18 protein-coding genes and 6 tRNA genes are annotated in these 26,135 nt (G+C 65.8%); 16 read left to right on the top strand and 8 right to left on the bottom strand.

The genetic code is table 11. The features are described 5' to 3' along the window. Nucleotides 1–138 precede the first annotated feature (138 nt). The 7 genes from VPH47_RS17020 to VPH47_RS16990 form a co-directional block, all read right to left on the bottom strand. Nucleotides 139–3,063, bottom strand: coding sequence for a TonB-dependent receptor (locus VPH47_RS17020; RefSeq protein ID WP_368851337.1), 2,925 nt, complete (start codon nt 3,061–3,063; stop codon nt 139–141). A gap of 334 nt (nt 3,064–3,397) precedes the next feature. Continuing rightward, the gene (locus VPH47_RS17015) at nt 3,398–6,364 is read right to left on the bottom strand and encodes a TonB-dependent receptor (RefSeq protein ID WP_368851336.1); all 2,967 of its coding nucleotides are present in this window, start codon (nt 6,362–6,364) and stop codon (nt 3,398–3,400) included. 264 nt (nt 6,365–6,628) lie between these two features. Further along, complete coding sequence (gene ppx, locus VPH47_RS17010) at nt 6,629–8,155, bottom strand: exopolyphosphatase (RefSeq protein WP_110711208.1); 1,527 nt, start codon at nt 8,153–8,155, stop codon at nt 6,629–6,631. Nucleotides 8,156–8,636: 481 nt separating this feature from the next. Further along, on the bottom strand, nt 8,637–10,724 hold the full coding sequence (gene ppk1 / locus VPH47_RS17005) for a polyphosphate kinase 1 (protein WP_368851335.1): 2,088 nt from the start codon (nt 10,722–10,724) through the stop codon (nt 8,637–8,639). Between the two features lie 4 nt (nt 10,725–10,728). Further along, on the bottom strand, nt 10,729–12,060 hold the full coding sequence (phoR, locus tag VPH47_RS17000; protein ID WP_164162938.1) for a phosphate regulon sensor histidine kinase PhoR: 1,332 nt from the start codon (nt 12,058–12,060) through the stop codon (nt 10,729–10,731). Nucleotides 12,061–12,166: 106 nt separating this feature from the next. Continuing rightward, nucleotides 12,167–12,856 carry a phosphate regulon transcriptional regulator PhoB gene (phoB, locus tag VPH47_RS16995; RefSeq protein WP_005408258.1) on the bottom strand — a complete coding sequence of 230 codons (690 nt, stop codon included), beginning with the start codon at nt 12,854–12,856 and terminating at the stop codon, nt 12,167–12,169. A gap of 116 nt (nt 12,857–12,972) precedes the next feature. Then, nucleotides 12,973–14,673, bottom strand: a complete 1,701-nt coding sequence (locus VPH47_RS16990) for a M48 family metalloprotease (RefSeq protein WP_368851334.1) — start codon at nt 14,671–14,673, stop codon at nt 12,973–12,975. Nucleotides 14,674–14,761: 88 nt separating this feature from the next. Between VPH47_RS16990 and grxC the strand changes: the two genes are divergently transcribed. The 6 genes from grxC to VPH47_RS16960 all read left to right on the top strand — a co-directional run bounded on the left by grxC (nt 14,762) and on the right by VPH47_RS16960 (nt 19,607). Continuing rightward, nucleotides 14,762–15,052: a glutaredoxin 3 gene (grxC, locus tag VPH47_RS16985; RefSeq protein ID WP_004154541.1), complete on the top strand. Its 291-nt coding sequence runs from the start codon at nt 14,762–14,764 to the stop codon at nt 15,050–15,052. Next, nucleotides 15,049–15,441 (top strand): carboxymuconolactone decarboxylase family protein, encoded by a 393-nt coding sequence (locus VPH47_RS16980; RefSeq protein ID WP_032129080.1) that lies wholly within the window; start codon nt 15,049–15,051, stop codon nt 15,439–15,441. Before grxC ends, VPH47_RS16980 begins: the two co-directional genes overlap by 4 nt. Nucleotides 15,442–15,867: 426 nt before the next feature. Then, nucleotides 15,868–16,872, top strand: coding sequence for an isocitrate dehydrogenase (locus tag VPH47_RS16975; protein WP_014036138.1), 1,005 nt, complete (start codon nt 15,868–15,870; stop codon nt 16,870–16,872). 254 nt (nt 16,873–17,126) lie between these two features. Continuing rightward, entirely contained in the window at nt 17,127–17,870 is a 744-nt protein-coding gene (locus VPH47_RS16970; protein WP_368851332.1) for a cysteine hydrolase family protein, read from the top strand. Nucleotides 17,871–17,923: 53 nt separating this feature from the next. After that, nucleotides 17,924–18,832, top strand: coding sequence for a LysR family transcriptional regulator (locus VPH47_RS16965; protein ID WP_164162788.1), 909 nt, complete (start codon nt 17,924–17,926; stop codon nt 18,830–18,832). 25 nt (nt 18,833–18,857) lie between these two features. Further along, complete coding sequence (locus VPH47_RS16960) at nt 18,858–19,607, top strand: sulfite exporter TauE/SafE family protein (RefSeq protein ID WP_368851331.1); 750 nt, start codon at nt 18,858–18,860, stop codon at nt 19,605–19,607. Nucleotides 19,608–19,666: 59 nt separating this feature from the next. Here the strand turns inward: VPH47_RS16960 and VPH47_RS16955 are convergent, their stop codons facing one another. Next, the gene (locus VPH47_RS16955) at nt 19,667–20,425 is read right to left on the bottom strand and encodes a Bax inhibitor-1/YccA family protein (protein ID WP_110711220.1); all 759 of its coding nucleotides are present in this window, start codon (nt 20,423–20,425) and stop codon (nt 19,667–19,669) included. A 180-nt stretch (nt 20,426–20,605) separates the two neighbouring features. Between VPH47_RS16955 and VPH47_RS16950 the strand changes: the two genes are divergently transcribed. The 10 genes from VPH47_RS16950 (at nt 20,606) to clpX (ending at nt 26,088) form a co-directional block, all read left to right on the top strand. Beyond that, a tRNA-Pro gene (locus VPH47_RS16950) sits at nt 20,606–20,682 on the top strand. Between the two features lie 39 nt (nt 20,683–20,721). Next, a tRNA-Arg gene (locus tag VPH47_RS16945) sits at nt 20,722–20,798 on the top strand. Nucleotides 20,799–20,971: 173 nt separating this feature from the next. Then, a tRNA-His gene (locus VPH47_RS16940) sits at nt 20,972–21,048 on the top strand. Nucleotides 21,049–21,127: 79 nt separating this feature from the next. Beyond that, nucleotides 21,128–21,203, top strand: a tRNA-Lys gene (locus VPH47_RS16935). 196 nt (nt 21,204–21,399) lie between these two features. Beyond that, nucleotides 21,400–21,475 (top strand) — tRNA-Lys (locus VPH47_RS16930). A 416-nt stretch (nt 21,476–21,891) separates the two neighbouring features. Then, nucleotides 21,892–22,260 (top strand): hypothetical protein, encoded by a 369-nt coding sequence (locus VPH47_RS16925; protein ID WP_368851330.1) that lies wholly within the window; start codon nt 21,892–21,894, stop codon nt 22,258–22,260. A gap of 139 nt (nt 22,261–22,399) precedes the next feature. Beyond that, nucleotides 22,400–22,484 (top strand) — tRNA-Leu (locus VPH47_RS16920). Between the two features lie 189 nt (nt 22,485–22,673). Continuing rightward, nucleotides 22,674–23,969, top strand: coding sequence for a trigger factor (gene tig / locus VPH47_RS16915; RefSeq protein WP_049400909.1), 1,296 nt, complete (start codon nt 22,674–22,676; stop codon nt 23,967–23,969). Between the two features lie 76 nt (nt 23,970–24,045). After that, nucleotides 24,046–24,672, top strand: coding sequence for an ATP-dependent Clp endopeptidase proteolytic subunit ClpP (gene clpP, locus VPH47_RS16910; RefSeq protein ID WP_004146318.1), 627 nt, complete (start codon nt 24,046–24,048; stop codon nt 24,670–24,672). A gap of 126 nt (nt 24,673–24,798) precedes the next feature. Then, nucleotides 24,799–26,088: an ATP-dependent Clp protease ATP-binding subunit ClpX gene (gene clpX / locus VPH47_RS16905; protein WP_004154600.1), complete on the top strand. Its 1,290-nt coding sequence runs from the start codon at nt 24,799–24,801 to the stop codon at nt 26,086–26,088. Nucleotides 26,089–26,135: the final 47 nt, after the last annotated feature.

The following is a 26,135-nucleotide window of genomic DNA, read 5'->3' as shown; positions in this document are numbered from 1 at the left end:
GCCTCCGGTTTTCCGGCATGCTCGGGCCTGGCGATGTAGCCGATATGACCACTTTGCGACCGCCAGATGACGCGGGTTGGGCCCGCGTGCCACCACGGCCCGGAAGGGCCGTGGTGGGGGACGCGTGCGGTGCGTGGATCAGAAGCGCTGCTGGTATTTCATGTAGATGAAACGGCCGATGTCGAAGCCACCGTAGTAGGAGAAGTTGGAGCTCGGCTGGCTGTACATGATCGGTCCCTGGCGACCGAACACATTGTTGGCGCCGATCGAAACGGTGGCATTCCACGGCAGGCCGTAGCGCGCCTGCACGTCATGGAAGGTGACCGATCCACGACGGTTGTAGTCACGCGTGCCGCTGAACCACGGTGCGCGCTGGCCGGGGTGCGAACATTCGTTCGGATAGTCCTCGACATCCAGGCAGCGCTCCTTGACCGCAGAGAAGTAGCGCAGGCCCCAGGTCAGGCCGAAGTTGCCACGTTCCCAGCCCAGCGACGCGTTGGATCGCACGCGGAAGCCGATGCCGCCGTTGGTTGCGATGCCGTTGCTGGGAATCGGCGCCACATCGATCTCATTGGTCGTGCGTTCCTCGGCATTGACCACATAGGTGCTCTTCCAGTCGGCGCTCAGCGTGCCCCAGCGGGTTTCGACCTTGTGGCCGATTTCGAGGTCATAGCCCTCGGCCTGGGCGAAGCCACTGTTGCGACTGCCGTACTTGAGCTTGTTGACGATGCCCAGCTCCGGGTCACGGCTGAAGCTGTTGCAGCGCTCGGCAATGCCCAGTTCGTAGCAGTCGCGGAGAATGTCATTGGGATGGTCGGAAACGATGGTGTTCTCGATGCGGATCTTCCACCAGTCCAGTGCGATGTGCAGCCCTTCAGCGAACGTCGGGCTCCAGACCAGGCCCAGGGTGCGGCTGGTCGAGGTTTCCGGCTTCAGGTCGGGATTGGAACCATTGACGAAGGGCACCGGCGTCTGCCCGCTGCTGCCGGTGATCGGTTCGTTGCCCTGGCCGAGCTGGCGGTAGCTTTCCGCGTTGGCGATGTCGGCGGCGCAGCGTGCACGCACCTCCGGGCTGCTGGCGGCAGCGCCGTAAACGGTGTCACAGGGGTCACGGAAGCCGGTGGTGAAGGTTTCCGAGCCGCCGCCGTAGAGGTTGGAGATGGTCGGTGCACGGAAACCCTGCGCCCAGGTGCCACGGACCAGCAGCTGATCGATCGGCTTCCAGCTGAAGCCGAACTTGCTGTTGAGGGTTCCACCGAAGGTGGAGTAGTCCGAGTAGCGCGTCGCTGCATTGAGCGTCAGTTCGCGTGCACCGGCGAGGTCGCGCAGCACCGGCACGCTCAGCTCCAGATAGGCCTCGTCGACGCGGTAGCCACCGCCGGTGGGGCCTGCGGCGAGGTTGGTGGTGGCCCCGGTCTGGGCCAGCGCGTCGGGAATGAAGCGACCGTCCTCGCGGCGGCTCTCGGCGCCCACGGCAAAGCCCAGTTCGCCCGCGGGCAGTGTGGCGAAGCTTCCACTGAGGCTGGCGAACAGGTTGCGGGTGGTGGTGCGGCCACGAGTGAGTTCTTCGGGGAACAACCAGTACTGCAGTTCCTTGTTGCCGGTCAGGCCGTAGGGATCATCCTGGCCATACGGCACCAGCGGATTCCACGGCTTGCAGCCGGCGATCGGTACATCCGGTGTTCCGCATTCGACCTTGCCGGTCTGCGGGTTGTAGAACGAGGGGCCCGTGGCATCGGCGACGCGCTGCTTGTGCAGGTTGCCGGTGGCACGCTGGGTCAGCTCGCTGCGGTTGTACTGGTAGCCCGCTTCCCAGTCGAAGTCGCGACCGCCGAATTCGAAGCTGCCTTCCAGTGCCGCGACGGCCTGCCAGGTGGTCAGATCGCTGGTGCTGACCCGCGGGACCTCCCAGGTGCGGCGGTTCCAGTGCACATCGCTGGGGTTCCCATAGCCGTGGTGGCTGCCGAATGGGTTGAACCAGCTGTCGGCAGACATCGGCGTGATGCCGGCGCCGCCGGACTGGAACGGATAGCCGGCAATCTGGCGGGTGGTGGTACGCCGGTTGTAGGACAGCTGGGTGTTGAAGCGGACCTGGTCGTTCAGATCCACGCGCGCGTCGACGAAGATCGAATCGCGCTTGATCGGCGTCTGCAGGTGCATCTGCTCGTTGCTGTTGCTGACATCACCGGTGAACGGTGTGTTGTCGCTGAGGTGGAAGCTGTCCGGTCCCCCCGGCTGGCTCCCGCGATCAAGCGAATAGCTGCAGCCACGGCTGTTGGTGCAGCCCGGGCCCTTGAAGCCGGTAATGCGGCCCCACTGTCCGACCGTGGTCCAGCCGTCGGCCGGGTGGCGGTCGGTATAGGTGTAGGCGCTGAAGCCGCGATCCTTGGCCCACACACCCTTTTCTTCGACATGCTCGGCCGCGATGCTGATCGAGGCGCGGTCATTCGACCAGCCGGCAACCACGTCGTACTGGGTACGGGCGCCGTCGCCTTCACTGTACTGGCCGTGATAGACGCTGGCGGTGACACCCTCAACGTTGCGGCGGGTGATGATGTTGACCACGCCGGCCATCGCGTCGGCGCCGTAGATGGCCGAGGCGCCGTCCTTGAGCACTTCCATGCGCTCGACGGCGGCTGCGGGAATGCTGGAAATGTCCTGGTAACCGCTGGTGGTCATGCCCAGGCGCTTGCCGTTGACCAGCACCAGGGTGCGCTGTGCACCGAGGCCGCGCATGTTCACGTAGCTGCCGCCCGCAGCCTCGCCCGCGCTGAGCGGGCTGGCGCGGCTCAAGGCCGGGCTGCCGGTTGCGGTCAGGTTCTGCAGGATGTCGGCAACGGAGTTGAAGCCCTGACGCTCGATGTCGGCACGGCTGATGGTCAGTACCGGCTGTGCGGTTTCCAGGTCGACCTGGCGGATGCGCGAGCCGGTGATCTCGATGCGATCGAGCGTGGTGGCCGCCGGGGGCTGCTGAGCGAGTGCCGGGGTGGCCAGTGCTGCGGTTGCCGTCATCGTCAGTGCACGACGGATCGCCAACCCCAGTTCGGGAGTACGGATGGTCATGGGTCTCTCTCTCTTCTAGGTCTTCGGTGCGCTGTCAAAGCGGACGGCGCAAATGCCACCGCAGGCGGTGGAGATTCGACGCTAGTGAAGGTCGGATGAGAGAGGTATGGGAATGTTACGAATCTGGGGTCGAAGAGGCTGACGCATCTGCACAAAGCCGACGCGAATCAAACAGCTGCGATGCTTGAAGACGATTCGTCGCCGTTCCGGCATTGCTGCGACCACGGGGCAGCGAAGGACGCCTGGGCTGTCAAATGCGTCAGCCTGCGCGGAAGCAAAAAGAAACCACGGCCCCGAAGGGCCGTGGTCGTCAAGCGTCAACAGCGCGGATGGATCAGAAGCGCTGCTGGTACTTCATGTACATGAAACGACCGATGTCGTAGCCACCGTAATAGGAGAACGACGAGTTCGGCTTGCTGTACATCACCGGGGCTTCCTTGCCGAACACATTGTTGGCACCCACCGACACGGTGGCATCCCACGGCAGGTTGTAGCGGAACTGCACGTCGTGGAAGGTCACCGCACCGCGCTCGTTGTAAGCGGTCGGCGACTTCAGCCACGGAGCCAGGAAGGTCGGATCGGAGCATTCGTCCGCATACCGGGCGGCGTTGAGGCAGCGCTCCTTCACGCCGGAGTAGTAGCGTGCCGTCCAGCTGACGCCGAAGTCACCCACATCCCAGCCCAGCACCAGGTTCGAGCGCACGCGGAATGCGAGGCTGGTGGCGGTACCGATGGTGTTGGCAACGCCGTTGATCGGCGTGATCGCATCACGGACATCATTGGTGGAGCGGTAGACGTTCTTGCTCACATAGGTGCTGGTCCAGCCTGCGCTCAGCTTGCCGTAGCCGGTGTCGACGCGATAGCTGACATCCAGGTCATAGCCTTCGGTCTCGGCGAAGCCGGCATTGCGGTTGCCGAACTTCAGGCCGGTGACGATGCCGTTGGACGGATCACGGGTGAAGCGGCTGCAGCGCGATTCGATGCCCTGCTCATAGCAATCCTTCAGGATCTGGTTCGGGCTGTCACCGACGATGGTGTTGTCGATGCGGATCTTCCACCAGTCCAGTGCGACGTTGAAGTTGCTGAGGAAGGTCGGGCTCCACACCAGGCCCAGCGTCTTGCTGGTCGAGGTTTCCGGAACCAGCAGCGGGTTCGAACCGGATACGAACGGCGTCGGGGTTGCATCCTGCGCCGTGGTCACCGGCGTGTTGCCCTGCTTCAGCTGGCGGAAGTTGGCAGCATCGGCGATGTCACGTGCGCAGCGCGAGCGGACTTCGGCACTGCCCTTGGCCGAGCCGAACACGGTGTCGCACGGATCGCTGAACTGCGCGAAGGTTTCCGAACCGCCACCGTACAGGTCGTTGATGGTCGGCGCGCGGAAGCCTTCGGCCCAGGTACCACGGACCAGCAGCTGGTCGATCGGCTTCCACTTGAAACCGAACTTGCTGTTGAGGGTGTTGCCGAAGGTGTTGTACTTGGAATAGCGGGTGGCGGCACTGAAGCTCAGCTCACGCGCACCGGGCAGGTCGGCCAGCACCGGCACGCTGAGCTCCAGGTAGGCTTCCTTCACGTTGTAGCTGCCACCGGTCGGGCCCGCGGCCAGGTTGGTGGTGGCGCCGGTCTGGGCCAGGGCATCGGGGGTGTAGCGGCCATCTTCCTTGCGGCTTTCCACGCCGAAAGCGAAGCCCAGGTCGCCGGCCGGCAGGGTCATGATGCTGCCGGACAGGTTGGCGAACGCGTTCTTGGTGGTGGTCCGGCCGGTGGTGTGCTCCGCCGGGAACAGCCAGGCCATCAGCGCTTCATTGCCGGTCAGTCCGTTGGGGTCGGTCTTGCCGTACGGCACCAGCGGATTCCACGGCATGCAGCCGTCGATCACCGCACCCGGACGGCCACACACCACCTTGCCGGTGGATGGATCCAGGAACGACGGACCCACGGCGTCACGCACGCGCTTCTTGTGCAGGTTGCCGGTAGCGGTGGCGGTCAGCTCGTTGCGGTTGTACTGGTAGCCCACATCCCAGTCGAAGTAGCGCTGACCGATCTCGAAGGTGCCATCCAGCGACACTACCGCACGATAGGTCTTCAGTTCGCTGGTGCTTACGCGCGGGATTTCCCAGGTACGGCGGTTCCAGGCCACGTCGGTTGGCTTGGCATAACCGTGCTGGTTGCCGAACGGATTGAAATAGCTGTCCTTGGACATCAGGCCGGTGGCGGTCGGGTCACCCGAGATCGACACCGAGCTGGACTGCAGGGGGTAGCCTGCAATCTGGCGCTCGGCGGAACGCTTGTTGTAGCCGAATTCGGTGCGCAGGTTGACCTGGTCGGTGATCTTGAAGCGGCCGTCGAAGTACACCGAATCACGCTTGAGCGGATACATGACGTGCATCTGCTCGTTGGCGTTGCTGACATCGCCGGTGAACGGCGTCGTGTCGGTCAGGTGGTAGTTGGCCGGTTTGGTCGGGTCAGCGCCGCGGTTGAGCGAGTAGCCGCAACCCTGGCTGGTGTTGGTGCAGCCCGGGCCACCCTTCAGGCCGGTAATCTGGCCCCACTGGCTCAGCGTGGTCCAGTTGGAGGCATCGTCCGGGTGGCGGTCGCTCACGCCGTACTTGCTGAACCAGCGGTCCTTGGCCCAGACGCTCTTTTCTTCGGAATGTTCCAGTGCCAGCGTCAGCGACACGCGGTCGTTGCTCCAGCCGCCGACCACGTCGAAGCGGTCACGGGCGCCGTCGCCTTCGCTGTACTGGCCGTGGTAGACGTTGGCGGTCACGCCGTTGACGTTGGAACGGGTGATGATGTTGACCACGCCGGCCATCGCATCGGAACCGTAGATGGCCGAAGCGCCATCCTTCAGCACTTCGATGCGCTCCACCGCCGACACCGGCAGCGAGGACACGTCCTGCAGGCCCGAGGTGCTGATGCCCAGACGCTTGCCGTTGACCAGCACCAGGGTGCGCTGCGCGCCCAGGTTGCGCATGTCGATGTAGGTGCCGCCGGTGTTTTCGCCCGAGCTCAGGGCGTTGGCACGGCTGATCGCCGGGCTGCCCATGGCAGTCACGTTCTGCAGGATGTCGGCGACCGAGCTGAAGCCCTGGCGTTCGATGTCCACGCGGGTCATTGCCAGCACCGGCTGGGCGGTCTCCACATCGACCTGGCGGATGCGCGAGCCGGTGATTTCGATGCGATCCAGATTGGTCGGCGAAGCGCTGCCGCTGTCCTGGGCGAAGGCCGGCAGCGCGGCCAGTGCGGTGGTCGTCACCAGGGCGTGGGCAATGGCCTTGCCCAACACGGTACGTGAAGTCATTACGTTCTCTCTCTCAAAGACGTAGGGAGATGCCAAAAAAGCATCCAACAGCCCAGCACAAGTGCGCCGGTACCCCGATACTAGTCTCGATAGTTAAGAGTCTGTAAAGGCCTTATGTCGAAATATTTCTTCGCGTGTCTCGTTTGTGATGAAAATGTGAGAAAAAACGGGGGCTTGCGACGGAAGCGCCAGCGCAGGGAGACGGCAGGAATGTTGCAGCGCAGCGCGGACTGGCGCGCTGGCCGCGTGTTCCCGCGTCGCAGTTCAGGCCACGAACGGCCGGAACTGGATGCCCAACCCGGCGATGCCGTCGGTCTCGCCGATCAGGTCGGCGCGCAGCAGCGGACGGGCGTCGATGAAGGCCTGCGGCACGATCAGCGACAGGCGGTTGTCATCGGCGGTCAGTTCCAGCGCCGGCAGCGGGGCGTCCTCATGGGCACGGTTGAGCAGCACCGCCAGGCGCAGCAGGGCGGCCAACCGGCGTGCGGTCAGCAGCAGGCGCTCGGGCAGGGCGTCGAACGCGGTCTTGGTCACGCTGCGGCGATGGCTGCGCACCAGGGCGGCCAGCATCTGCTGCTCCTGCCGCGAGAAGCCGGCGATGTCCGAGTGCTCCAGCACGTAGCTGCCATGCACGTGGTAACCGCTGTGGGCGATCATCAGGCCCAACTCGTGCAGGCGCGCCGCCCAGCCGAGCATGCGCGCATCGTCGGCATCGAGCCGCCAGCGTTCCTGCACCTGTTCCAGCAGTGACAGCGCGGTGTCCTGCACGCGGTCGGCCTGCACGGTATCGATGCCGTAGCGCTGGCTGAGCGCGGACACCGATTCATCGCGCAGGTCGTTCTCGCCAGCGCGGCCAACGATGTCGTAAAGGATGCCTTCGCGCATCGCCGCCTTGCTGACCAGCAGCTTCTGCAGGCCCAGCGCCTGGAAGGCGGCCTCCAGCACCAGGATGCCGCCGGCGATGATCGGACGGCGGTCGCTGGACAGCCCGGGCAACTGGATGTCGTCGATCTTCTTGGCCTTCAGCAGTTCGTCGCGCAGCTGCGGCAGGGCCTCGGCGGTGATCGCCCCCTTGCTCAGCTTCATCGTCGCGCAGATCTCGCTGATCGCCTTGTGCGTGCCCGAAGAACCCAACGCTTCCTGCCAGCCCAGCGCGCGGTACTTGCTGGCGAAGGGCTGGAACTCGCGACCGATCTCGGCCAGCGCGTCCTTCCAGCGCTTCTTGCTCAGCTTGCCGCCGGGGAAGAAACGGCGGGTGCTGGCAATGCAGCCGGCCTGCAGGCTTTCGCGCTCCAGGGTCTGCATGCCCATGCCGATGATGAATTCGGTGGAGCCGCCGCCGATGTCGATGACCAGCCGGCGCTGGCCGGGCTTGGGTGGCTGCGCGTGGGCTACGCCCAGGTAGATCAGGCGTGCCTCTTCGCGGCCGCTGACCACTTCGATGGCGTGCCCCAATGCGGTTTCGGCCGGGACCAGAAACGACTGTGGCGAGCGCAGCTGGCGCACGGTGTTGGTGGCGAGTGCACGTACCCGGTGCGGCGGTACATTGCGGATGCGCTGGCCGAAGCGGGCCAGGCATTCCAGCGCGCGCTGCCGGGCAGCGGAGGAGAGTCCACCTTTGCCATCCAGGCCGTCGGCCATGCGCACCGTCTCGCGCAGGCGGTCGATTACCCGCAGCTGGCCGAGCGTGTAGCGCGCGATGACCATGTGGAAACTATTGGAGCCAAGGTCGATGGCGGCCAGCAGGTCGCCATCCTGCAATGCGGGCGGAGTCGTGGTGGTGTGCGGCATGGACGAATGTTAGCCGAAGGGGCGGTGTGCTCGTCACCGCGCGGCCTTCACATTTTGGAAGAGGGGAGTGCGGCAGGGCTGCGCCCTGCACCCGCAGAGGCCAGAGCAACAGCAACAGCAACAGCAACAGCAACAGCAACAGCAACAGCGGGCTATCCGTGGGATGGCGGGGCGGGTCCGATGGCAGGGGACGCCGTGAACCCGTCCATGGGGGCTTGGTCGCGCTTGCTCGTGTGCGCTGTCGTGCGCACACGGCAAGACCGGGGTTGGGCGTCCTGCCCAACCCGCCCGAGGCATGCCTCGGGCCCATGGCGCTCACGCCCCCCGCAACCGGACCCACCCCGCCTTCGACAGTTCTCTGCGATCTGCCGGGACGGCGTTCTGCGCGGCTGTTGGTGGGTGTCGACCTTGGTCGACACGGTAGATCCACGCCACGCGTGGATGAATCCAAACGTGCCGACCAAGGTCGGCACCTACCGGGTTACAGCCCCTGCATCAGTGCCATCTGCGCAGAATGCGGTGCCTCGTCGTGGGCGGGCGCACGCTTGTGGTAGATGCCGTCGGCATCCAGTTCCCAGGCGTTGAGGTTGTCGTCCAGGTAGTTCTGCAGGACTTCGCGGTAGACCCGCTTGGCCAGCTCCGGGTCGAGGATCGGGAAGCAGGTCTCGACCCGGCGCAGCAGGTTGCGTTCCAGCCAGTCGGCGCTGGCGCAGTACATCTCCGGTGCGCCGTCGTTGCCGAACCAGTAGACGCGGCTGTGCTCCAGGAAACGGCCGACGATCGAGCGTACCCGGATGTTGTCCGACACGCCCGGCACGCCCGGGCGCAGGGTGCAGGCACCGCGGATGATCAGGTCGATCTGCACGCCGGCCTGCGAGGCGGCGTACAGCGCGCGCACCACCTGCGGTTCGTTCAGGGCGTTCATCTTGGCGATGATCCGCGCCGGGCGGCCGGCGGCGGCGATGCGCGTTTCGCGCTCGATGCGGCCGAGGATGCCGGTGTGCAGGGTGAAGGGTGACTGCAGCAGGCGCTTGAGCTTCATCTTCGACGCCAGCCCGGACAGCTGCTGGAACAGCAGGTGCACGTCGTTGCCGATGTCCGCATCGGCGGTGATCAGGCTGATGTCGGTGTACGCGCGGGCGGTGCCGCTGTGATAGTTGCCGGTGCCCAGGTGCACGTAGCGGCGCAGCTTGCGGCCCTCGCGGCGCACGATCAGCAGCATCTTGGCGTGGGTCTTGTAGCCGACCACGCCATACACCACCTGCACGCCGGCCTCCTGCAGGCGATCGGCCAGGCCCAGGTTGGCCTCCTCGTCGAAGCGGGCGCGCAGTTCGACCACGACGGTCACGTCCTTGCCGTTGCGTGCGGCCTGGATCAGCGCGTCGACGATCAGCGAATCCTTGCCGGTGCGGTACAGGGTCTGCTTGATCGCCAGCACGTTGGGATCGATCGCTGCCTGCCGGATCAGGTCCAGCACCGCGGTGAAGGCATCGAACGGGTGGTGCAGCAGCAGGTCCTGGCGCGCCGTGGTCTCGAAGATGCCGTCACTGTCGCGCAGCGTGCGCGGGGTCATCGGCGGGTACTTCAGGTCCGGCTGTGCGATCAGGTCGTACAGCTGGATGATGCGGTTGAGGTTGACCGGGCCGTCGATGCGGTACACCGCGTTCTCGGTCAGGCCGAAGTTCTGCAGCAGGGTGCGCACGATGTCGCGTGGCATGTCCTGCGCGATCTCCAGGCGCACCGCCGGCCGGTAGCCGCGGTCGACCAGTTCATCGCGCAGCGCCAGCGCCAGGTTCTCCACTTCCTCCTCGTCCACCACCAGCTCGGAATTGCGGGTGACGCGGAACTGGTAGGCCCCCTGGACTTCCATGCCCGGGAACAGCTCATCGACGAAGGTCGACAGCACCGACGACAGGAACACGAAGTTCTGCGGACCGCCGAGCTTCTCCGGCAGCTGGATGATGCGTGGCAGCGAGCGCGGCGCACGCACGATGGCCAGGTGGCCGGCGCGGCCGAACGCGTCGGTGCCCTTCAGCACCACCACGATGTTCAGCGACTTGTTGAGGATCTTCGGGAACGGGTGTACCGGGTCCAGGCCCAGCGGCGACAGCACCGGCATGATCTCGTTGCGGAAGTACGCGCGCAGCCAGCGCTTCTGGCGGTCGGTCCAGGAGTGGCGGCCAAGCACGCCGATGCCGGCGTCCATCAGCGCCGGCCGCAGCGTCTCGTTCCAGCAGCGGTACTGCTGGTCCACCAGTTCCGCGGCGCGGTCATGGATGGCGGTGAGGATGGTCTGCGGGCTCATGCCGTCCGGTGCCGGCGGCAGGCCGAACTCCTGCGCGTGGCGCACGGCGGCGGCGCGGATCTCGAAGAACTCGTCGAGGTTTGTGCACGAGATGCACATGAAGCGCAGGCGCTCCAGCAGCGGCACCTGCGGGTCCATCGCCTGGGCCAGCACGCGGAAGTTGAAATCCAGCTGCGACAGTTCGCGGTTGATGTAGAGCGCCGGGTCGCGCAACGGATCGTTGTCCGGGCTCACGGGGAGGGGGAGGGATCCGAGGCTGCTCATGGCGTCATTCTTCGATGGAAGTCAGGGGGGCGGACTCGCGCGGGCGCACGTGGTCGGCATCGAAATGGCAGGAGAACACCGAGCCCTTGCCGACCTCGCTTTCAATCTCCAGCCGGGCGTGGTGCAGGCCGAGGATGTGCTTGACGATGGACAGGCCCAGGCCGGTACCGCCGCTTTCGCGGGAACGGCTGCTGGAGACACGGTAGAAACGTTCGGTCAGGCGTGGCAGGTGGCTGGCCGGGATGCCGTAGCCGGAATCGCGTACCGACAGCACCGCGCCGTCGCCTTCGCGGTGGAACTCCACCGCGATGCGGCCACCGGCGGGGGTGTAGCGCACGGCGTTGGTGACCAGGTTGGAGAACGCGCTGTGCAGTTCCTTGGTCGAGCCCTGCAGGTCAACGCCGGCCAGGTCGTCGATGCTGATCTGGTGGCGGCCCTGGCTGTGGGCCTCGGCCTCGCGGCGCAGGGTCGCCAGCATCGGCTGCATGGCCACGGTCTCATCCTCGCTGTGTTCCTGCGATTCGAGGCGCGACAGCGTCAGCAGGTCTTCCACCAGCTGGGCCATGCGCTGGCTCTGCTTGCGCATTTCTTCCAGCATCGGTCCGGTTCCCGGGAAATCCTCCGGATCCATCATGTCCAGATAGCCGTGCACCACGGTGAGCGGCGTGCGCAGTTCGTGTGAAACATTGGCCACGAAGTCGCGACGCACCTGTTCCAGGCGCAGCAGTTTGCTGACGTCGCGGGCGATCAGCAGCCAGTAGTCCGACGAATACGGAATCAGGCGCAGGTTCAGGCGGATCGCAGGGTCGACCGGGGAGGGCACGTCGAGGATCGGTTCGGCATTGCGGCCGCCGGCCAGCCAGTGGGCCAACGGCATCGGCTGCAGGCGTTCGACCAGAGCTTCGCCGAGGTCACCCGGATGATGCAGGCCGAGCAGGGCGGTGGCGGCCTCGTTGAACCACTGCACGCGCTGGCTGTTGCGGTCCAGCACCACCACCGCATCGGGAAGTGCGGCGGCGGCAGCGCGGTAGCTGCGGAGCATGTCCAGCAGGCGCCGCTTGCGCACGCGCATTTCCACCTGGTTGCGGTACAGCAGGCGGTCCAGCTCGTTCCAGACGCCGGTGCCTTCCTCGGCGGTGTCCCAGCGCTGGCGGGCAGTCAGCCGGCGCAGCACGCTGCGCAGGCGCCAGTAATGCCAGGCCAGCGTGGCCAGTGCGCCAAGCGCGATGCACAACCACAGATGGCCCGTGAACCACCCCACCAGTCCGGAGAACAGCAGTACCGCGGCAACGGTGGCCAGGGTCTTCAACCAGGCAGAGCGGATGTGGCGGGGCATTGCGATCTCGTCGTTGAGGTGCGGCGGTTCACTGGGGTGAACCGAGGGTTATAGCAGAGTTGCCGGCGCCGGCACCCGCGGGTGCGTGGCGCCGGCACGACGAGACTCAGGTGGCAGTGGAGAAGCGGTAGCCGGCGCCGCGCACGGTCTGCACCATGTTCTCGGCGTTGAACGGTTCCAGCGTTTTGCGCAGGCGGCGGATGTGCACGTCGATGGTGCGCTCCTCCACGTACACGCTGCCGCCCCACACATGGTCCAGCAGCTGGGCGCGGGTGTAGACGCGCTCGGGGTGGGTCATGAAGAAGTGCAGCAGGCGATATTCGGTCGGGCCGATCGGCACCGGCTGGTCGTTGGCGAACACGCGGTGGGCGGCACCGTCGATGCGGATCGGGCCGACGGCCACGCTGCCGTCCTCGTCGTCCTCGCGGGCACGGCGCATGACCGCACGGATGCGGGCCAGCAGTTCGCGCGCCGAGAACGGCTTGACCACGTAGTCGTCGACGCCGGCTTCGAGGCCGCCGACGCGGTCGTTTTCTTCGCCACGGGCGGTCAGCATGATGATCGGCACTTCGCGGGTCAGCGTTTCCTTGCGCCAGCGGCGGGCCAGATCCAGGCCGCTGGTGCCGGGCAGCATCCAGTCCAGCAGGATCAGATCGGGAACCCGGTCGGCGATCGCGGTCTGGGCCTCACGGGCGTCGCCGGCGTGGACCGGTTCGTAATCGCCCTTGCGAAGGGCGAAGGCGACCATTTCACGGATCGCGGGCTCGTCATCGACGATCAGGATGCGTTTCTGCACGAGGACACCGTAGGGCTCGGTTACTGGAGTGGTGCCAGTAGACTACGGTTTGATGACATGTTTGTGACTACCTGGCCGGAACCGGTCGGGATTGCCATCGACCGGTCATGCAGCGCTCAGCGGCGGTCCAGATCCGGGTCCTGCACGCCCTGGCGGCGCAGCTCCAGCACGGTGGGGGTGATCGCTTCGATGCGCGCATCCACGCGGGCCCGGCCGACATAGTCCAGTGCCGGGTTGCGCTTGAGGGCCTGCAGCTGCATCAGTGACTGTTCGGGGCGGCCGCTGAGGAAGGCGGCCTCGGCATAGGCCTCGCTGGCCCGCACGCTGTCACCGGCCAGTTCGCTGGCGCGGGCGTATCGCTGCTGGAAGACTGGATCGTTACCACTTTGCGACAGCAGCGGCCGCAGCATCGCCTGCGCGCGCTGGCCGGCCTCGCGGCTGCCTTGTTCGTTCAGGATCTCGGCATAGGTCAGCGCCACCGGACGGCTGTTGGGGTGCTCGCGCAGCAGTTGCTCGAAGCGGTTGTTGGCCTGGGCGGCCTGGCCGGCGCGTGATTCGGCCTCGCCCAGGCCCAGCGCCAGCCACAGGTTGTCCGGCCGGGTCTGCTGCAGGCCCGCCAGGGTCTGCCGGGCCTGGGTGGCGCCGGCGCGACCACTGCGCATTGCCGCCAGCGCCTGGCCATAGCGCTGGGCGTCGTTCAGGCCGTCCTTCTGCCGCTTGGCCATGTCCGCATACTCGCGCTCCAGCTCGGGGGTGGAATCGGCGCTGAGCACACGCAGGCGTTCACGCGCCCAGTCGAAATCACCGCTCGCTCCGCGGGTGAGCTGGCCCATCGGGATGCGCAGCACGCTGCTGGGCAGCAGCGGGTTGTTGCCGCGCAGCAGCGGCTCGGCCAGGCTGGGATCGGCCGGGTCGACCCGTTCCTTGCGCTCGCCGCTGGGGGTGCTGGTCGTGAGCAGCACCGTGTCCTTCTTCATCTGCTCGGCGCGGGCCTTGGCCTCGCTGATGCGGGTGATGTTGACCGGGTGGGTGCGCAGGAACTCCGGCACGCTGTAGCCGCCTTCGTTGCCACGCATCGCCGCCGACATCCGCTCGAAGAAGCCGGCCATGGCATCCACGTCGTAGCCACTACGCGCCAGGGTGCGGATGCCGAGGCGGTCGGCCTCGGATTCGTTGGAGCGGGTGTAGTTGATCTGCCGCTGCTGCATCAGGCCCATGCCCGAGCTGATCGCGGCCATCGTCGCGTTGCCGGAGGAGGTGCTGTTGCTGGCCTGCGCGGCCACCACCGCCGCCAGCATGCCGAGCAGGATCGGAATCTGGTCACGCTGGGCACGCTCGACACCGCGCAGCACATGCTGCTGGGTAACGTGGGCGATTTCGTGCGACAGCACCGCAGCGACCTCATCCTCGCGCTCGGCGGTCAGCACCAGGCCGGCATTGACCCCGATGTAGCCGCCCAGCGTGGCGAAGGCGTTGATCTGGCGGTCCTTCATCACGAAGAACGTGTAGGGCTGCCGCGGCTGGTCACTGTTGGAGCCGAGCCGGGTACCCATGGTCTGCAGCCAGTCGTTGACCAGCGGGTCATCCAGCAGGTAGCCGTAGTTGCGCAGCTCGCGCAGCATCATCGCGCCGTACTCGGCCTGGCGGGCCGGGGTCAGCAGCTCACCGGCCGAGGAGCCGATGTCGGGCAGCTTCTCCTGGGCCTGGGCCAGCGGCATGGCCAGGGCCAGGGTGACGGCGGTAGTCAGCAGCAGGGCTCGCAAGCAGGAGGTCCTCGGGCAGGGCGCGCCAAGCGTGGCAGGGTGGGGGGCAACCATTCGTTAATCCACAGTGTTGCGGCCGTGGCGTGGAAATTCCAGCGCACCGGTACCATATGTAGACCGTCGATCCATCGTGGAGTTTCCCGTGACAGCCCAGACCGCCGGCGGTGCCCCCGCCATCACCATCTATTCCACCGCCGTCTGCCCGTACTGCGTGGCCGCCAAGAACTTCCTGAAGAGCAAGGGCCAGCAGTGGACCGAGGTCCGCATCGACCTGGACCCGGCCGAGCGCGAGAAGATGATGGCGCTGACCCGCCGCACCAGCGTGCCGCAGATCTTCGTCGGTGACGTCCACGTGGGCGGCTACGACGACATGATGGCCCTGCACCGTGAAGGCAAGCTCGAGCCGCTGCTGGCCGGGCAGGGCCAGGCATGAGCGCGGCCGACGACGGCAGCAAGGACCGCATCGCCGAGTTCACCGAGTTCCGCAAGCGCATGAACGAGCGGATCCTGGGCGAGCCGAACCAGGTGGTGCGCCGCTTCTTCGCGCTGGACACGCAGACCTACCAGGCCGGCGCGCTGGATGTGAAGACCAAGGAACTGCTGGGCCTGGTGGCCTCGATGGTGCTGCGCTGCGACGACTGCATCAGCTACCACGTGGCCCAGTGCAAGGACGCCGGGGTGACCCGTGAAGAGTTCTTCGAGACCTTCTCGGTCGGCCTGGTGGTCGGCGGTTCCATCGTGATCCCGCACCTGCGCCGCGCGGTCGATTTCCTCGACCAGCTCGAGGGCGGCGCGGCGGCCCCGGAAGCGCACGCGCACTGAGGGTAGTGCCGGCCGCTGGCCGGCATACCCTGAACCCGGAACGGCCGAGGTTGCCGGCCAGCGGCCGGCACTACCGCACCCGCAAGGGGCCTTCCCCGTGATCCCACAGCCCAGGAGCCCCCTTGTTGTCTGCCGGGGCCGGGAAGCGGGCCCGCGCGGCTCTTCCGGTAGTGCCGTGGCTTTCCCCGGGATCCAACAGCCCAGAAGCCCCCTTGTTGTTCAAGGGGGCGCGCCGACAGGCGCGGGGATAAGGCGCGGGGATAAGGTGGGATGCGCGGGCAATTCTGCCTGAGCCGGGCACTGGGACCATGGTCTATTTGGGACCTCGGCCCCGGCTCAGGCATAATTGCCGGTGAAACTTCCTTTGCGCCGGCGTTTCCGGGCACGTCCGGACGGCGTTTTTCCCCCTGTTCGGAACATCGATCAATGACGCAGAAAATTACGGTCATCCGCGGCGACGGCATTGGCCCGGAAATCATGGACGCCACCCTGTTCGTGCTCGACCAGCTCAAGACTGGCCTGGAGTACGAAGACGCCGACGCCGGCCTGGTGGCCCTGGAAAAGCACGGCGACCTGATGCCGGCGGTGACCCTGGAATCGATCGCGCGCAACAAGGTCGCGCTGAAGAGCCCGCTGACCACCCCGGTCGGTGGTGGCTTCACCTCGATCAACGTCAGCCTGCGCCGTCACTTCGACCTGTACGCCAACGTGCGTCCGGCCCACACCTTCCCGAACACCAAGTCGCGTTTCGACAACGTCGACCTGATCACCGTGCGTGAGAACACCGAAGGTGCCTACCTGGCCGAAGGCCAGGAAGTGTCGGCCGACGGCGAGACCGCCTTCTCCGGCACCCGCATCACCCGCAAGGGCTCCGAGCGCATCGTGCGCTACGCCTTCGAGCTGGCCAAGAGCACCGGCCGCAAGAAGGTCACCGCCGTGCACAAGGCCAACATCATCAAGTCGACCTCGGGCCTGTTCCTGAATGTCGCCCGTGAAGTCGCCGCGCAGTACCCGGAGATCGAGTTCCAGGAAATGATCGTCGACAACTGCTGCATGCAGCTGGTGATGCGTCCGGAACAGTTCGATGTGATCGTCACCACCAACCTGTTCGGCGACATCATCTCCGACCTGTGCGCCGGCCTCGTCGGCGGCCTGGGCCTGGCCCCGGGTGCCAACATCGGCAAGGACGCGGCAATCTTCGAAGCCGTGCACGGCACCGCGCCGGACATCGCCGGCCAGGGCAAGGCCAATCCGTGCGCGCTGCTACTGGCAGCGGCGCAGATGCTGGACCATGTCGGCCAGCCGGAAAACGCCGAGCGCCTGCGCAAGGCCATCGTGGCGACCATGGAAGCCAAGGATTCGCTGACCGGCGACCTGGGCGGCACCGGCACCACCATGAGCTTTGCCCAGGCCATCGCCAGCCGCCTGTAAGCGGCCGGACGATTTCGCTTGGATCCACAGCGGGGCGCCTTCGGGCGCCCCGTTGCGTTTTCCCGCGCTTGTAGCGTCGAGCCATGCTCGACGGCTCTTCGATCGGGGCGCGCGTGGAAAGCCGTCGAGCATGGCTCGACCCTACAATGCCAGTCTGTGCAAGATTCGCACAGATCATGTGCCGCTACGCGGCTGGTTCGTGCGCCATGCGATCGGCATCCTGTGCCCACTTTCCACCGCACAGGAGCTTGAACATGAACCTCACCGCCTTTGGTCTGGCCAGCCTGATCGGCATGGCCACCGTTACCCCCGTCACCGCTGCCGAACCGGCTCATCCCACCATCCGCCACATGGCTGGCGCGCCCGTTGTGGCTTCGCTGGATGCGGCGAAGACCGCCGTGCTGGTGATCGACTTCCAGAACGAATACTTCGACGGCAGCGCTGCGCCGGGCTTCGCCGGTGGTCGCATGGTGATTCCCGATGGCATGGCCGCACTGCGCCAGGCCAAGCGGGTGGTCGAATTTGCCGACGCCCATGGCATCCGCGTGATCCATGTGCAGCATGTGCTCCCGGCCGGTGCGCCGCTATTCGCGCAGGGCAGCGTCAATGCCGCCTTCCACCGCGACCTGCAGCCGCGCAAGGGCGAGACCGTGGTGCAGAAGGACAACGTCAGCGTGTTCGCCGGCGACTCGGCGGCGGTGCTTGACCGGGTGCTGAAGGATGCCGGCATCGACACCCTGATCGTCACCGGCCTGCAGACCCATGCCTGCGTGGCCGGTGCGGCCCGCGATGCTGCTGCGGCGCCGCGTGGCTACCGCGTCATCGTGTCGTCCGATGCAACCGCCAGTCGTGATCTGGATCTTGCTGGAGGCCAGCGCATCGGTCATCGCGCGCTGCATGACGCCTCGCTGGCGCAGATCGAAGACACCTTTGGTGACGTCCTGGGCACCGATGCAATCCTGGCGCTGCCGGTACGCAAGGCCGGCGACGGCGCTTGATAAGCTGACGGGGCCCGCATGCCGCGGGCCCCGCCACCTGGAGCCGCCCGCCGATGGATCATTTCGCTGCCCTGCGTGCGCTGCGCGCCATCGTCGATGCGGGCAGTTTCACTGCCGCCGCCGAACGACTGGGTACCACCCATTCGGCGATGTCACGGCAACTGCGGCAGCTGGAAGAGCACCTGCAGGTTCGACTGCTCGATCGCAACAGCCGTCGCCTGTCATTGACCGAAGCGGGACGCGACTACTACCGCGAGGCAGCGTCGCTGCTGGATCGCCTGCAGGAGGCGGATGACCGCGCGCGCGCAGGGCAAGCACAGCCCAGCGGCACCGTGCGGATCAGCGTGCCGCAGGTGGTCGCCAGCCAGGAGCTGCCGCATTGGTTGCCGTCGTTCCTGCAGCGCTACCCACAGGTCACGCTGGATCTTTCCGCCGACGACCAGCTGGTTGATGTGGTCGGGGGTGGCTTCGATCTGGCCCTGCGCATCGCGCCTTCCTTGCCGGACAGCCAGCTGGTCGCCCGCGAGCTGGCCAGCTGCCCACGCATCCTGGTCGCCGCACCGGCCTATCTGGCGCGGCACGGTCTGCCCCGGCAGGCTTCGGACCTCGCACAGCACACGCTGCTGGGTTTCAGTCCCACAGCGGCGATGTCGCCCTGGCAGCTGCAGGGGCCACGCGGTGCCGCCGCGAGCATCGAGGCGGGGCAGCGCCTGCGGGTGGATGCGACGCCAGCGTTGTATGCCGCTGCGCTGGCTGGCATGGGCATCAGCCTGTTCACTGCGCTGACCGTGCAGGAGGATCTGCGCGCCGGTCGTTTGATCCGCGTGCTGCCGGCCTGGCACGCCGGACAGCGGCGCTACTTCGCGCTGTATCCGCACGCGCGGGCGCTGGCGCCGAAGGTGCGTGCGCTGGTCGAGCACCTTGCGGCGCACTACGCTGCACAGGTGGGCGCGGCGGGGTAGTCGCGCGGCAGCAACCGAGGTGGTGATGGAGTCGGTGTATCTGCTGGTCGCGCTGGGCGCGATCGTCGCCGGATTCGTGCAGGGCCTGTCCGGCTTCGCCTTTGGCATGGTGGCGATGTCGTTCTGGGCATGGGGACTGGAGCCGCGGCTGGCGGCGACGCTGTCGGTGTTTGGTGCGCTGGTCGGGCAGCTGGTCGCGGTGTTCACCGTGCGCCGCGGTTTCAATCTGCGCCTGCTGCTGCCGTTCGTGCTGGGTGGGCTGGCCGGCATTCCGCTGGGCGTGATGGTATTGCCGCAGCTGGATATGGACTGGTTCAAGGCCCTGCTGGGCGGCTTCCTGGCGCTATGGTGCCCGGTGATGCTGATGGCGCGCTCGTTGCCCCCGGTCCGCGTTGGCGGCCGTATCGGTGATGCGATCGCTGGCATGGCCGGTGGTGTGCTCAGTGGCATCGGCGGTTTCGCCGGACCGGTACCTACGCTGTGGAGCACCCTGCGTGGCTTCGGCAAGGACGAGCAACGTGCGGTCATCCAGAACTTCAACCTGGCGATGCTGGCGGTGACCATGGCCACCTATGTCGGCAGTGGCCTGGTGAGCCGGCAGATGCTGCCGTACTTCGCCATCGTGGCACCGGCCATGCTGGTGCCGACCCTGCTGGGCGCGCGGGTCTACATCGGCATCAGCGAGGCGCGCTTCCGGCAGGTCGTGCTGGGCCTGCTGACCGCGTCAGGCATCGCGTTGCTGGCCTCGTCGTTGCCTGTGCTGCTGGCATGCTGACGGAAGAAAGGCAAAGGGCGCCACCAGGGCGCCCTTTGTCGTCTACGGCATGTTTCGGCTCAGCGCTGCTGGATTTTCGACAGCAGGCGCAGGAATTCAACGTACAGCCAGACCAGGGTCACCATCAGGCCGAATGCGCCATACCACTCCATGTACTTCGGCGCGCGCTGGGCCACGCCGGTCTCGATGAAGTCGAAGTCCAGTACCAGGTTCAGTGCGGCCACGACCACCACGAACAGGCTGAAAGCGATGCCCAGCCAGCTGGAGTCATGGATCACCGGCACGTTGATGTTGAAAAAGCCCAGCACGAACGATGCCAGGTAGAGCAGGGCGATGCCGCCGGTGGCTGCGACCACGCCCATCTTGAAGTTCTCGGTGGCCTTGATCACGCCGCTGCGGTACGCGACCAGCAGTGCGGCCAGCGTGCCGAAGGTCAGCAGCACGGCCTGGAACACGATGCCCGGGTACTTCATGTTGAACAGCGCCGAGACGGCGCCCAGGAACAGGCCCTCGACCAGTGCGTACATCGGTGCGGTGACCGGCGACCATTCCTTCTTGAAAATGGTGACCAGCGCCAGCACCAGGCCGCCGATCGCGCCGCCCATGGCATACAGCTTGGCCCCGGCCATGACCTGGCCGTACTCGTCCACGGACTGGTTCCAGGCGAAGGCCGCGGTCAGGACGGTCAACAACAGCAGGATGCCGGTCTTGTTGGCGGTGCCGTTGAGGGTCATCACCTGGTCGGGGCTGGTCACCACCGAGCCGCTGGCGAGGTCGAGGAAGGTCGACTCGGAAAGAGCCGGGTTGCCGCTGCGCATGCGAGTTCTCCGTGCGAATGAAGGTCGGGACGGCCATCCGGCCGATGACCGCGAGCATAGCCGATGACCACGCATGGCGCCGTGGCAGGTTCATGACCGGTCTCGCCTGCGTTGACAGTTCGCGATGTGCTTGGCCACAATGAACGACTCCCCGGGCCCGGCCCGAGGGGATTGCAAGACCGGGGTATAGCGCAGTCTGGTAGCGCGCCTGCTTTGGGAGCAGGATGTCGGGGGTTCGAATCCCTCTACCCCGACCAATCCCACGCCACGTCGGATTGGACACCGTTCCGGTTCGGGCGCCCGTAGCTCAACTGGATAGAGCACCGGCCTTCTAAGCCGGCGGTTACAGGTTCGATTCCTGTCGGGCGCGCCATCGGCGAGCACCGGGATCGCATCGGCGGATGTGAAGAAGTACTTGCAAAAGGGTAAAGACTCCACCAGAATATCGGACTCGCTTCGGCGGACCGGAACTTCGGTGACAGTCTCCAGGCAATGGTTTGAGGTTCCAGCGTCAGCGGTATCGGCGATGGAGCAAAAGTTTCAGTGGTGGCTGTAGCTCAGTTGGTTAGAGTACCGGATTGTGATTCCGGTGGTCGGGGGTTCGAATCCCCTCAGCCACCCCACTGATTCAACCGCATCGGCGCAGCCGAAACGGTATTGCAATAAACAGAAAGCACGCTACAATGTGCGTCTGAGTTTTACGGGCCGTTAGCTCAGTTGGTAGAGCAGTTGACTCTTAATCAATAGGTCCAAGGTTCGAATCCTTGACGGCCCACCAAGACGGAAGCCACCTGGTACGCCAGGTGGCTTTTTTCTTATTAGTGTGACCCTTTCGTTTCGATGGATCACAGGTTGCAGAGCCCCGCCTGGCGTGGATCTGCAACGCAGTGGGATCGCAGTGCTGGTTTCAACGATGTTGAAGAAAGTGCTTGCACCCTCCGAGCGGATCGGGTCATAATTCGCGCCCCGATTTCGGGCTGTTAGCTCAGTTGGTAGAGCAGTTGACTCTTAATCAATAGGTCCAAGGTTCGAATCCTTGACAGCCCACCAGACAAAAGCCACTTGGTTCGCCAAGTGGCTTTTTTCTTGTCTGCGCGCCGGGTTGAGCGTGCGGAAGTCAGTGCGCTGGCTGGTGTGGAGCCCCCTTGAGTCAAGGGGGCGCGGCGAAGCCGCGGGGATGTGGGGGCTGATGAAGTGGGGCCCGCGCTTTGCCGCGCAAAGCGTGGGGCTGCGGCGCGAATGCGCGGCAGCTTCCCACTGGGTTCGCCAAGTGGCTTTTTTCTTGCCTGTACGCCGGGTTGCGCGTCATCCACGCATGGCGTGGATCTGCTGAAGCGATGCTGAAATCAGGGGCATACGCGTCATCAGTGTTTTCAATGCTGTGCGCTGCTTCTCAGCGCATCGCGTCCTGCATCGCACCCAATGGATCTTCCGCGTCGATGGCGCATGCACGAAGGAAGATGTTGATGACTGGTATCAATCGATTGCACCGCACGCTGTGGGTTCCCTTCGCGCTGATGGCGCTGGCTGCCTGCACGCCGGGCAATGATCCCGCGCAGACCGTCGAACGCGATGCTGGCACGGAGAGCACTCCGGCGCGCCCGGTGGGTGACGCCATGCAGATGCAGCTGGCTCAGCCTGCGGAAGGGGAGGTCCTGCCCGACGCGGTGGACGTGCAGCGCAATGCGGAGGGTTCGGTGGATGTGCGCAAGGCCGCGCCGGAGTCGGTGGCCCTGCGCCGTACCGACGACGGGGGCGTGGAGATCCGCAAGGTGGATCCTGCGGCCGGGCAGGGGGCCGATACGGCGCCTGCCGAGGCCAGGCCGCAGCACTGAACCACCGCCGCCCCGGCTGAGCGGGCGCTCGCCGGGGCGGTCCCAGCGCGCCAGTCGCGCGCGGATGGCCATGTTCAGTTTTGTGCAGGTCTTCCGCTTCCAGCCCCTGCCTGCGACAATGAACGCCTGTGCCGGCCACGCGAAAGTGGCGGAATTGGTAGACGCCCTGGATTTAGGTTCCAGTGCCGCAAGGCGTGGGGGTTCGAGTCCCCCCTTTCGCACCAGTGCCGGCCTGTCCCCGCCCTGATCGGGCCATCTGCGCCCACTTGACCGGCACGCGCTGGCAGTGCAGGCCGAATTGGGCGAAACTAAAGGGCTGCGGCAAGCAGGCGCGTCCCAGACGTCGTGTCCTTACAACCGTTTCATCCCAATCATCGAGCCGGGGGCCTGGGCCACCGGTGGCAGGAGTCAACATGCAAGCTTCGATCGAATCCACCGGCAACCTGGAACGCCGCCTGAGCTTCTCGCTGCCGGAAGAGCGTCTGCAGAGCCACATCGTCGGCCGCCTGGGCGAAATCGCCCGTACCACCCGCATCAAGGGTTTCCGTCCGGGCAAGGTGCCGGCCAAGGTGATCGAGCAGCGCTTCGGCGCGCAGGTCCGTGGCGAGGCGCTGGACGGCCTGCTGCGCGAAACCTTCGATGCCGCCGTGCGCGAGCACGACCTGCGCATCGTCGGCAGCCCGCGCATCGACAAGGGCGACGAGGGTGAATTCTCCTTCGTGGCCACCGTGGAAGTGGTGCCGGACTTCGGCGATATCGACGTCAGCAAGCTGACCGTCGTGCGCCACAGCGCCGAGATCACCGACGCCGACATCGACCAGATGATCGAGAACCTGCAGAACCAGCGTCGTACCTGGGCCCCGGTCAGCCGTGGCGCGCAGGACGGTGACCTGGTCGCGGTGGAAACCTGGTCGCAGGCCGGCGAAGAGCGCCTGCCGGCCGAAGGCACCGAGAAGGGTTCGATCGTGCTCGGCCAGGGCATGATGTTCGACACCATCGAAAAGGGCCTGGTCGGCCTGGCCAAGGGTGAAGAGAAGACCCTGGACGTCGAGTTCCCGGCTGACTGGCGCGTGCCGGTGCTGGCGGGCAAGACCGTGCAGGTCACCGTCAAGGTCGCTGAAGTGTCCGAGCCGGTCGTGCCGGCGGTCGACGAAGCCTTCATCAAGAGCTTCGGCGTGAAGGGCGGCGACGTCGAGCAGTTCCGCAGTGACATCCGTGCCAACCTGGAGCGCGAGCTGAAGGGGGCCCTGATGAACCGCCTGCGCCGCGAAGTGGGCGAGCAGCTGATCGCCGCCTATTCGTCGGTGGAAATGCCGCCGCGCCTGGTCGAGAACGAAGCCCGCGCCATGCTGGCCCAGCAGGTCGAGCAGATCCGCCGCAACGGCCAGAACGTCGGCGAGATCCCGGCCGATGCCCACGAAGGTTTCAAGGAAGCGGCCGCCAAGCGCGTGCTGGTCGGCCTGCTGGTCGGTGAAGTGGCCCGCATCAACGACCTGCGCCTGGAAGCCAAGCGCCTGAACGAAACGATGCGTCTGATCGCTTCGACCTACGAAGAGCCGGAACAGGTCATTGAGATGTACCGCAACGACCCCCAGCTGATGTCTGGCCTGCAGAACCGCGTGATGGAAGAGCAGGTGATCGACTGGATCGCCGAGCGTGCCCAGCACACCGAAGAGAAGCTGTCGTTCCAGGACGCGATCCGCCAGTAATCCCGGGCGGATCACCGGATGCCCCGCGCCTTTGCCGGCGCGGGGTTGTTGCCCCCCAAGATAGGTACCTCACGTAATGGACAACCGAACCAAAGCCCTGAACCTGGTTCCGATGGTGGTCGAGCAGACCAGCCGCGGCGAGCGTGCCTACGACATCTATTCGCGCCTGTTGAAGGAGCGCCTGATCTTCCTCGTGGGCCCGATCGACGATCACATGGCCAACGTGGTGGTGGCGCAGTTGCTGTTCCTGGAATCGGAGAACCCGGAAAAGGACATCAACATCTACATCAACTCGCCGGGTGGCGTGGTCACCGCCGGCATGGCGATCTACGACACCATGCAGTACATCAAGCCGAATGTGAGCACCACCTGCATCGGCCAGGCCGCCTCGATGGGCGCCCTGCTGCTGGCCGCGGGCGAAGCCGGCAAGCGCTATGCGCTGCCGAACTCGCGCGTGATGATCCACCAGCCGCTGGGTGGCTACCAGGGCCAGGCCACCGACATCGACATCCACGCGCGTGAGATCCTGACCCTGCGTTCGCGCCTGAACGAGGTGCTGGCCAAGCACACCGGCCAGTCGCTGGAGACGATCGCCCGCGACACCGAGCGCGACAACTTCAAGAGCGCCTTCGAGGCGCAGGCCTACGGTCTGGTCGACCAGGTCCTGGAGCGTCGTCCGGATGAGTCGATCCAGGCCGGCTGACCGGCCTTCACGGGGCCAGGGAGGCCCCGTTCCTGCAGGGTCGGGCGGGACTGGTGTCCCCTCGGCCCTGTGCTATTCTCGAATCGAACCCCCGTTCAGCGGGTGGGGTAACTGGGTAAGCGAAGCATGAGCGAAGACCGCCAAGGTCGTTCCACGGACACCGGCAAGATCCTCTACTGCTCTTTCTGCGGCAAGAGCCAGCATGAAGTGCGCAAGCTGATTGCGGGTCCGAGCGTATTCATCTGCGATGAGTGCGTGGAGCTGTGCAACGACATCATCCGTGAGGAACTTGAGGAAAAGGCGCAGTCGGCGCGCAGTTCGCTGCCCAAGCCGCGCGAGATCCTCGAGGTCCTCGACCAGTACGTGATCGGCCAGAACCGCGCCAAGCGCACCCTGGCCGTGGCCGTGTACAACCACTACAAGCGCATCGAGAGCCGGCAGAAGAACGACGACGTCGAACTGGCGAAGTCGAACATCCTGCTGGTCGGCCCGACCGGTTCGGGCAAGACGCTGCTGGCCGAGACCCTGGCCCGCCTGCTCAACGTGCCGTTCACCATGGCCGACGCCACCACGCTGACCGAAGCCGGTTACGTGGGCGAGGACGTGGAGAACATCATCCAGAAGCTGCTGCAGAAGTGCGACTACGACGTCGAGAAGGCACAGCAGGGCATCGTCTACATCGATGAAATCGACAAGATCTCGCGCAAGAGCGAGAACCCGTCGATCACCCGCGATGTGTCCGGCGAAGGCGTGCAGCAGGCCCTGCTGAAGCTGATCGAAGGCACCGTGGCCAGCGTTCCGCCGCAGGGCGGCCGCAAGCACCCGCAGCAGGAATTCCTGCAGGTGGACACCAAGAACATCCTGTTCATCTGCGGCGGCGCGTTCGCCGGGCTGGACAAGGTGATCCAGGCCCGTTCCACCGACGTCGGCAGCATCGGCTTCGGCGCCAAGGTCAAGAGCAGCGAGCGCAAGCAGGAAGTGGGCAAGGTGCTGGCCGAAGTCGAGCCGGAAGACCTGATCAAGTTCGGCCTGATTCCCGAGTTCGTCGGCCGCCTGCCGGTGGTGGCGACCCTGGAGGAGCTGGACGAGCCGGCCCTGATCAAGATCCTGACCGAGCCGAAGAACGCCATCACCAAGCAGTTCAAGAAGCTGTTCGAGATGGAGAACGTCGAGCTGGAGTTCCGTCCGGACGCGTTGTCGGCCATCGCCAGGAAGGCGCTCAAGCGCAAGACCGGTGCCCGTGGCCTGCGCACCATCGTCGAATCGGTCCTGCTGGACACCATGTATGACCTGCCGTCGCAGGAAAACGTCAGCAAGGTGGTGGTGGACGAGTCGGTGATCGAGCACAAGTCCGAGCCGTACCTGATCTACCAGACCCCGGCGGCCCCTGAACAGAAGGCCGCAGGCGCCGAGTGATCCTTCCAGGTTGTTGATTGGAAAGGATTTTCAAGGAATGCCTTGCA

This window comes from Stenotrophomonas sp. WED208, assembly GCF_040984485.1.
GTDB classification, from domain to species: Bacteria; Pseudomonadota; Gammaproteobacteria; order Xanthomonadales; family Xanthomonadaceae; genus Stenotrophomonas; species Stenotrophomonas riyadhensis.
The sequence above is the reverse complement of the archived record's forward strand: the minus strand, read 5'-3'. Positions and strand labels throughout refer to the sequence as shown.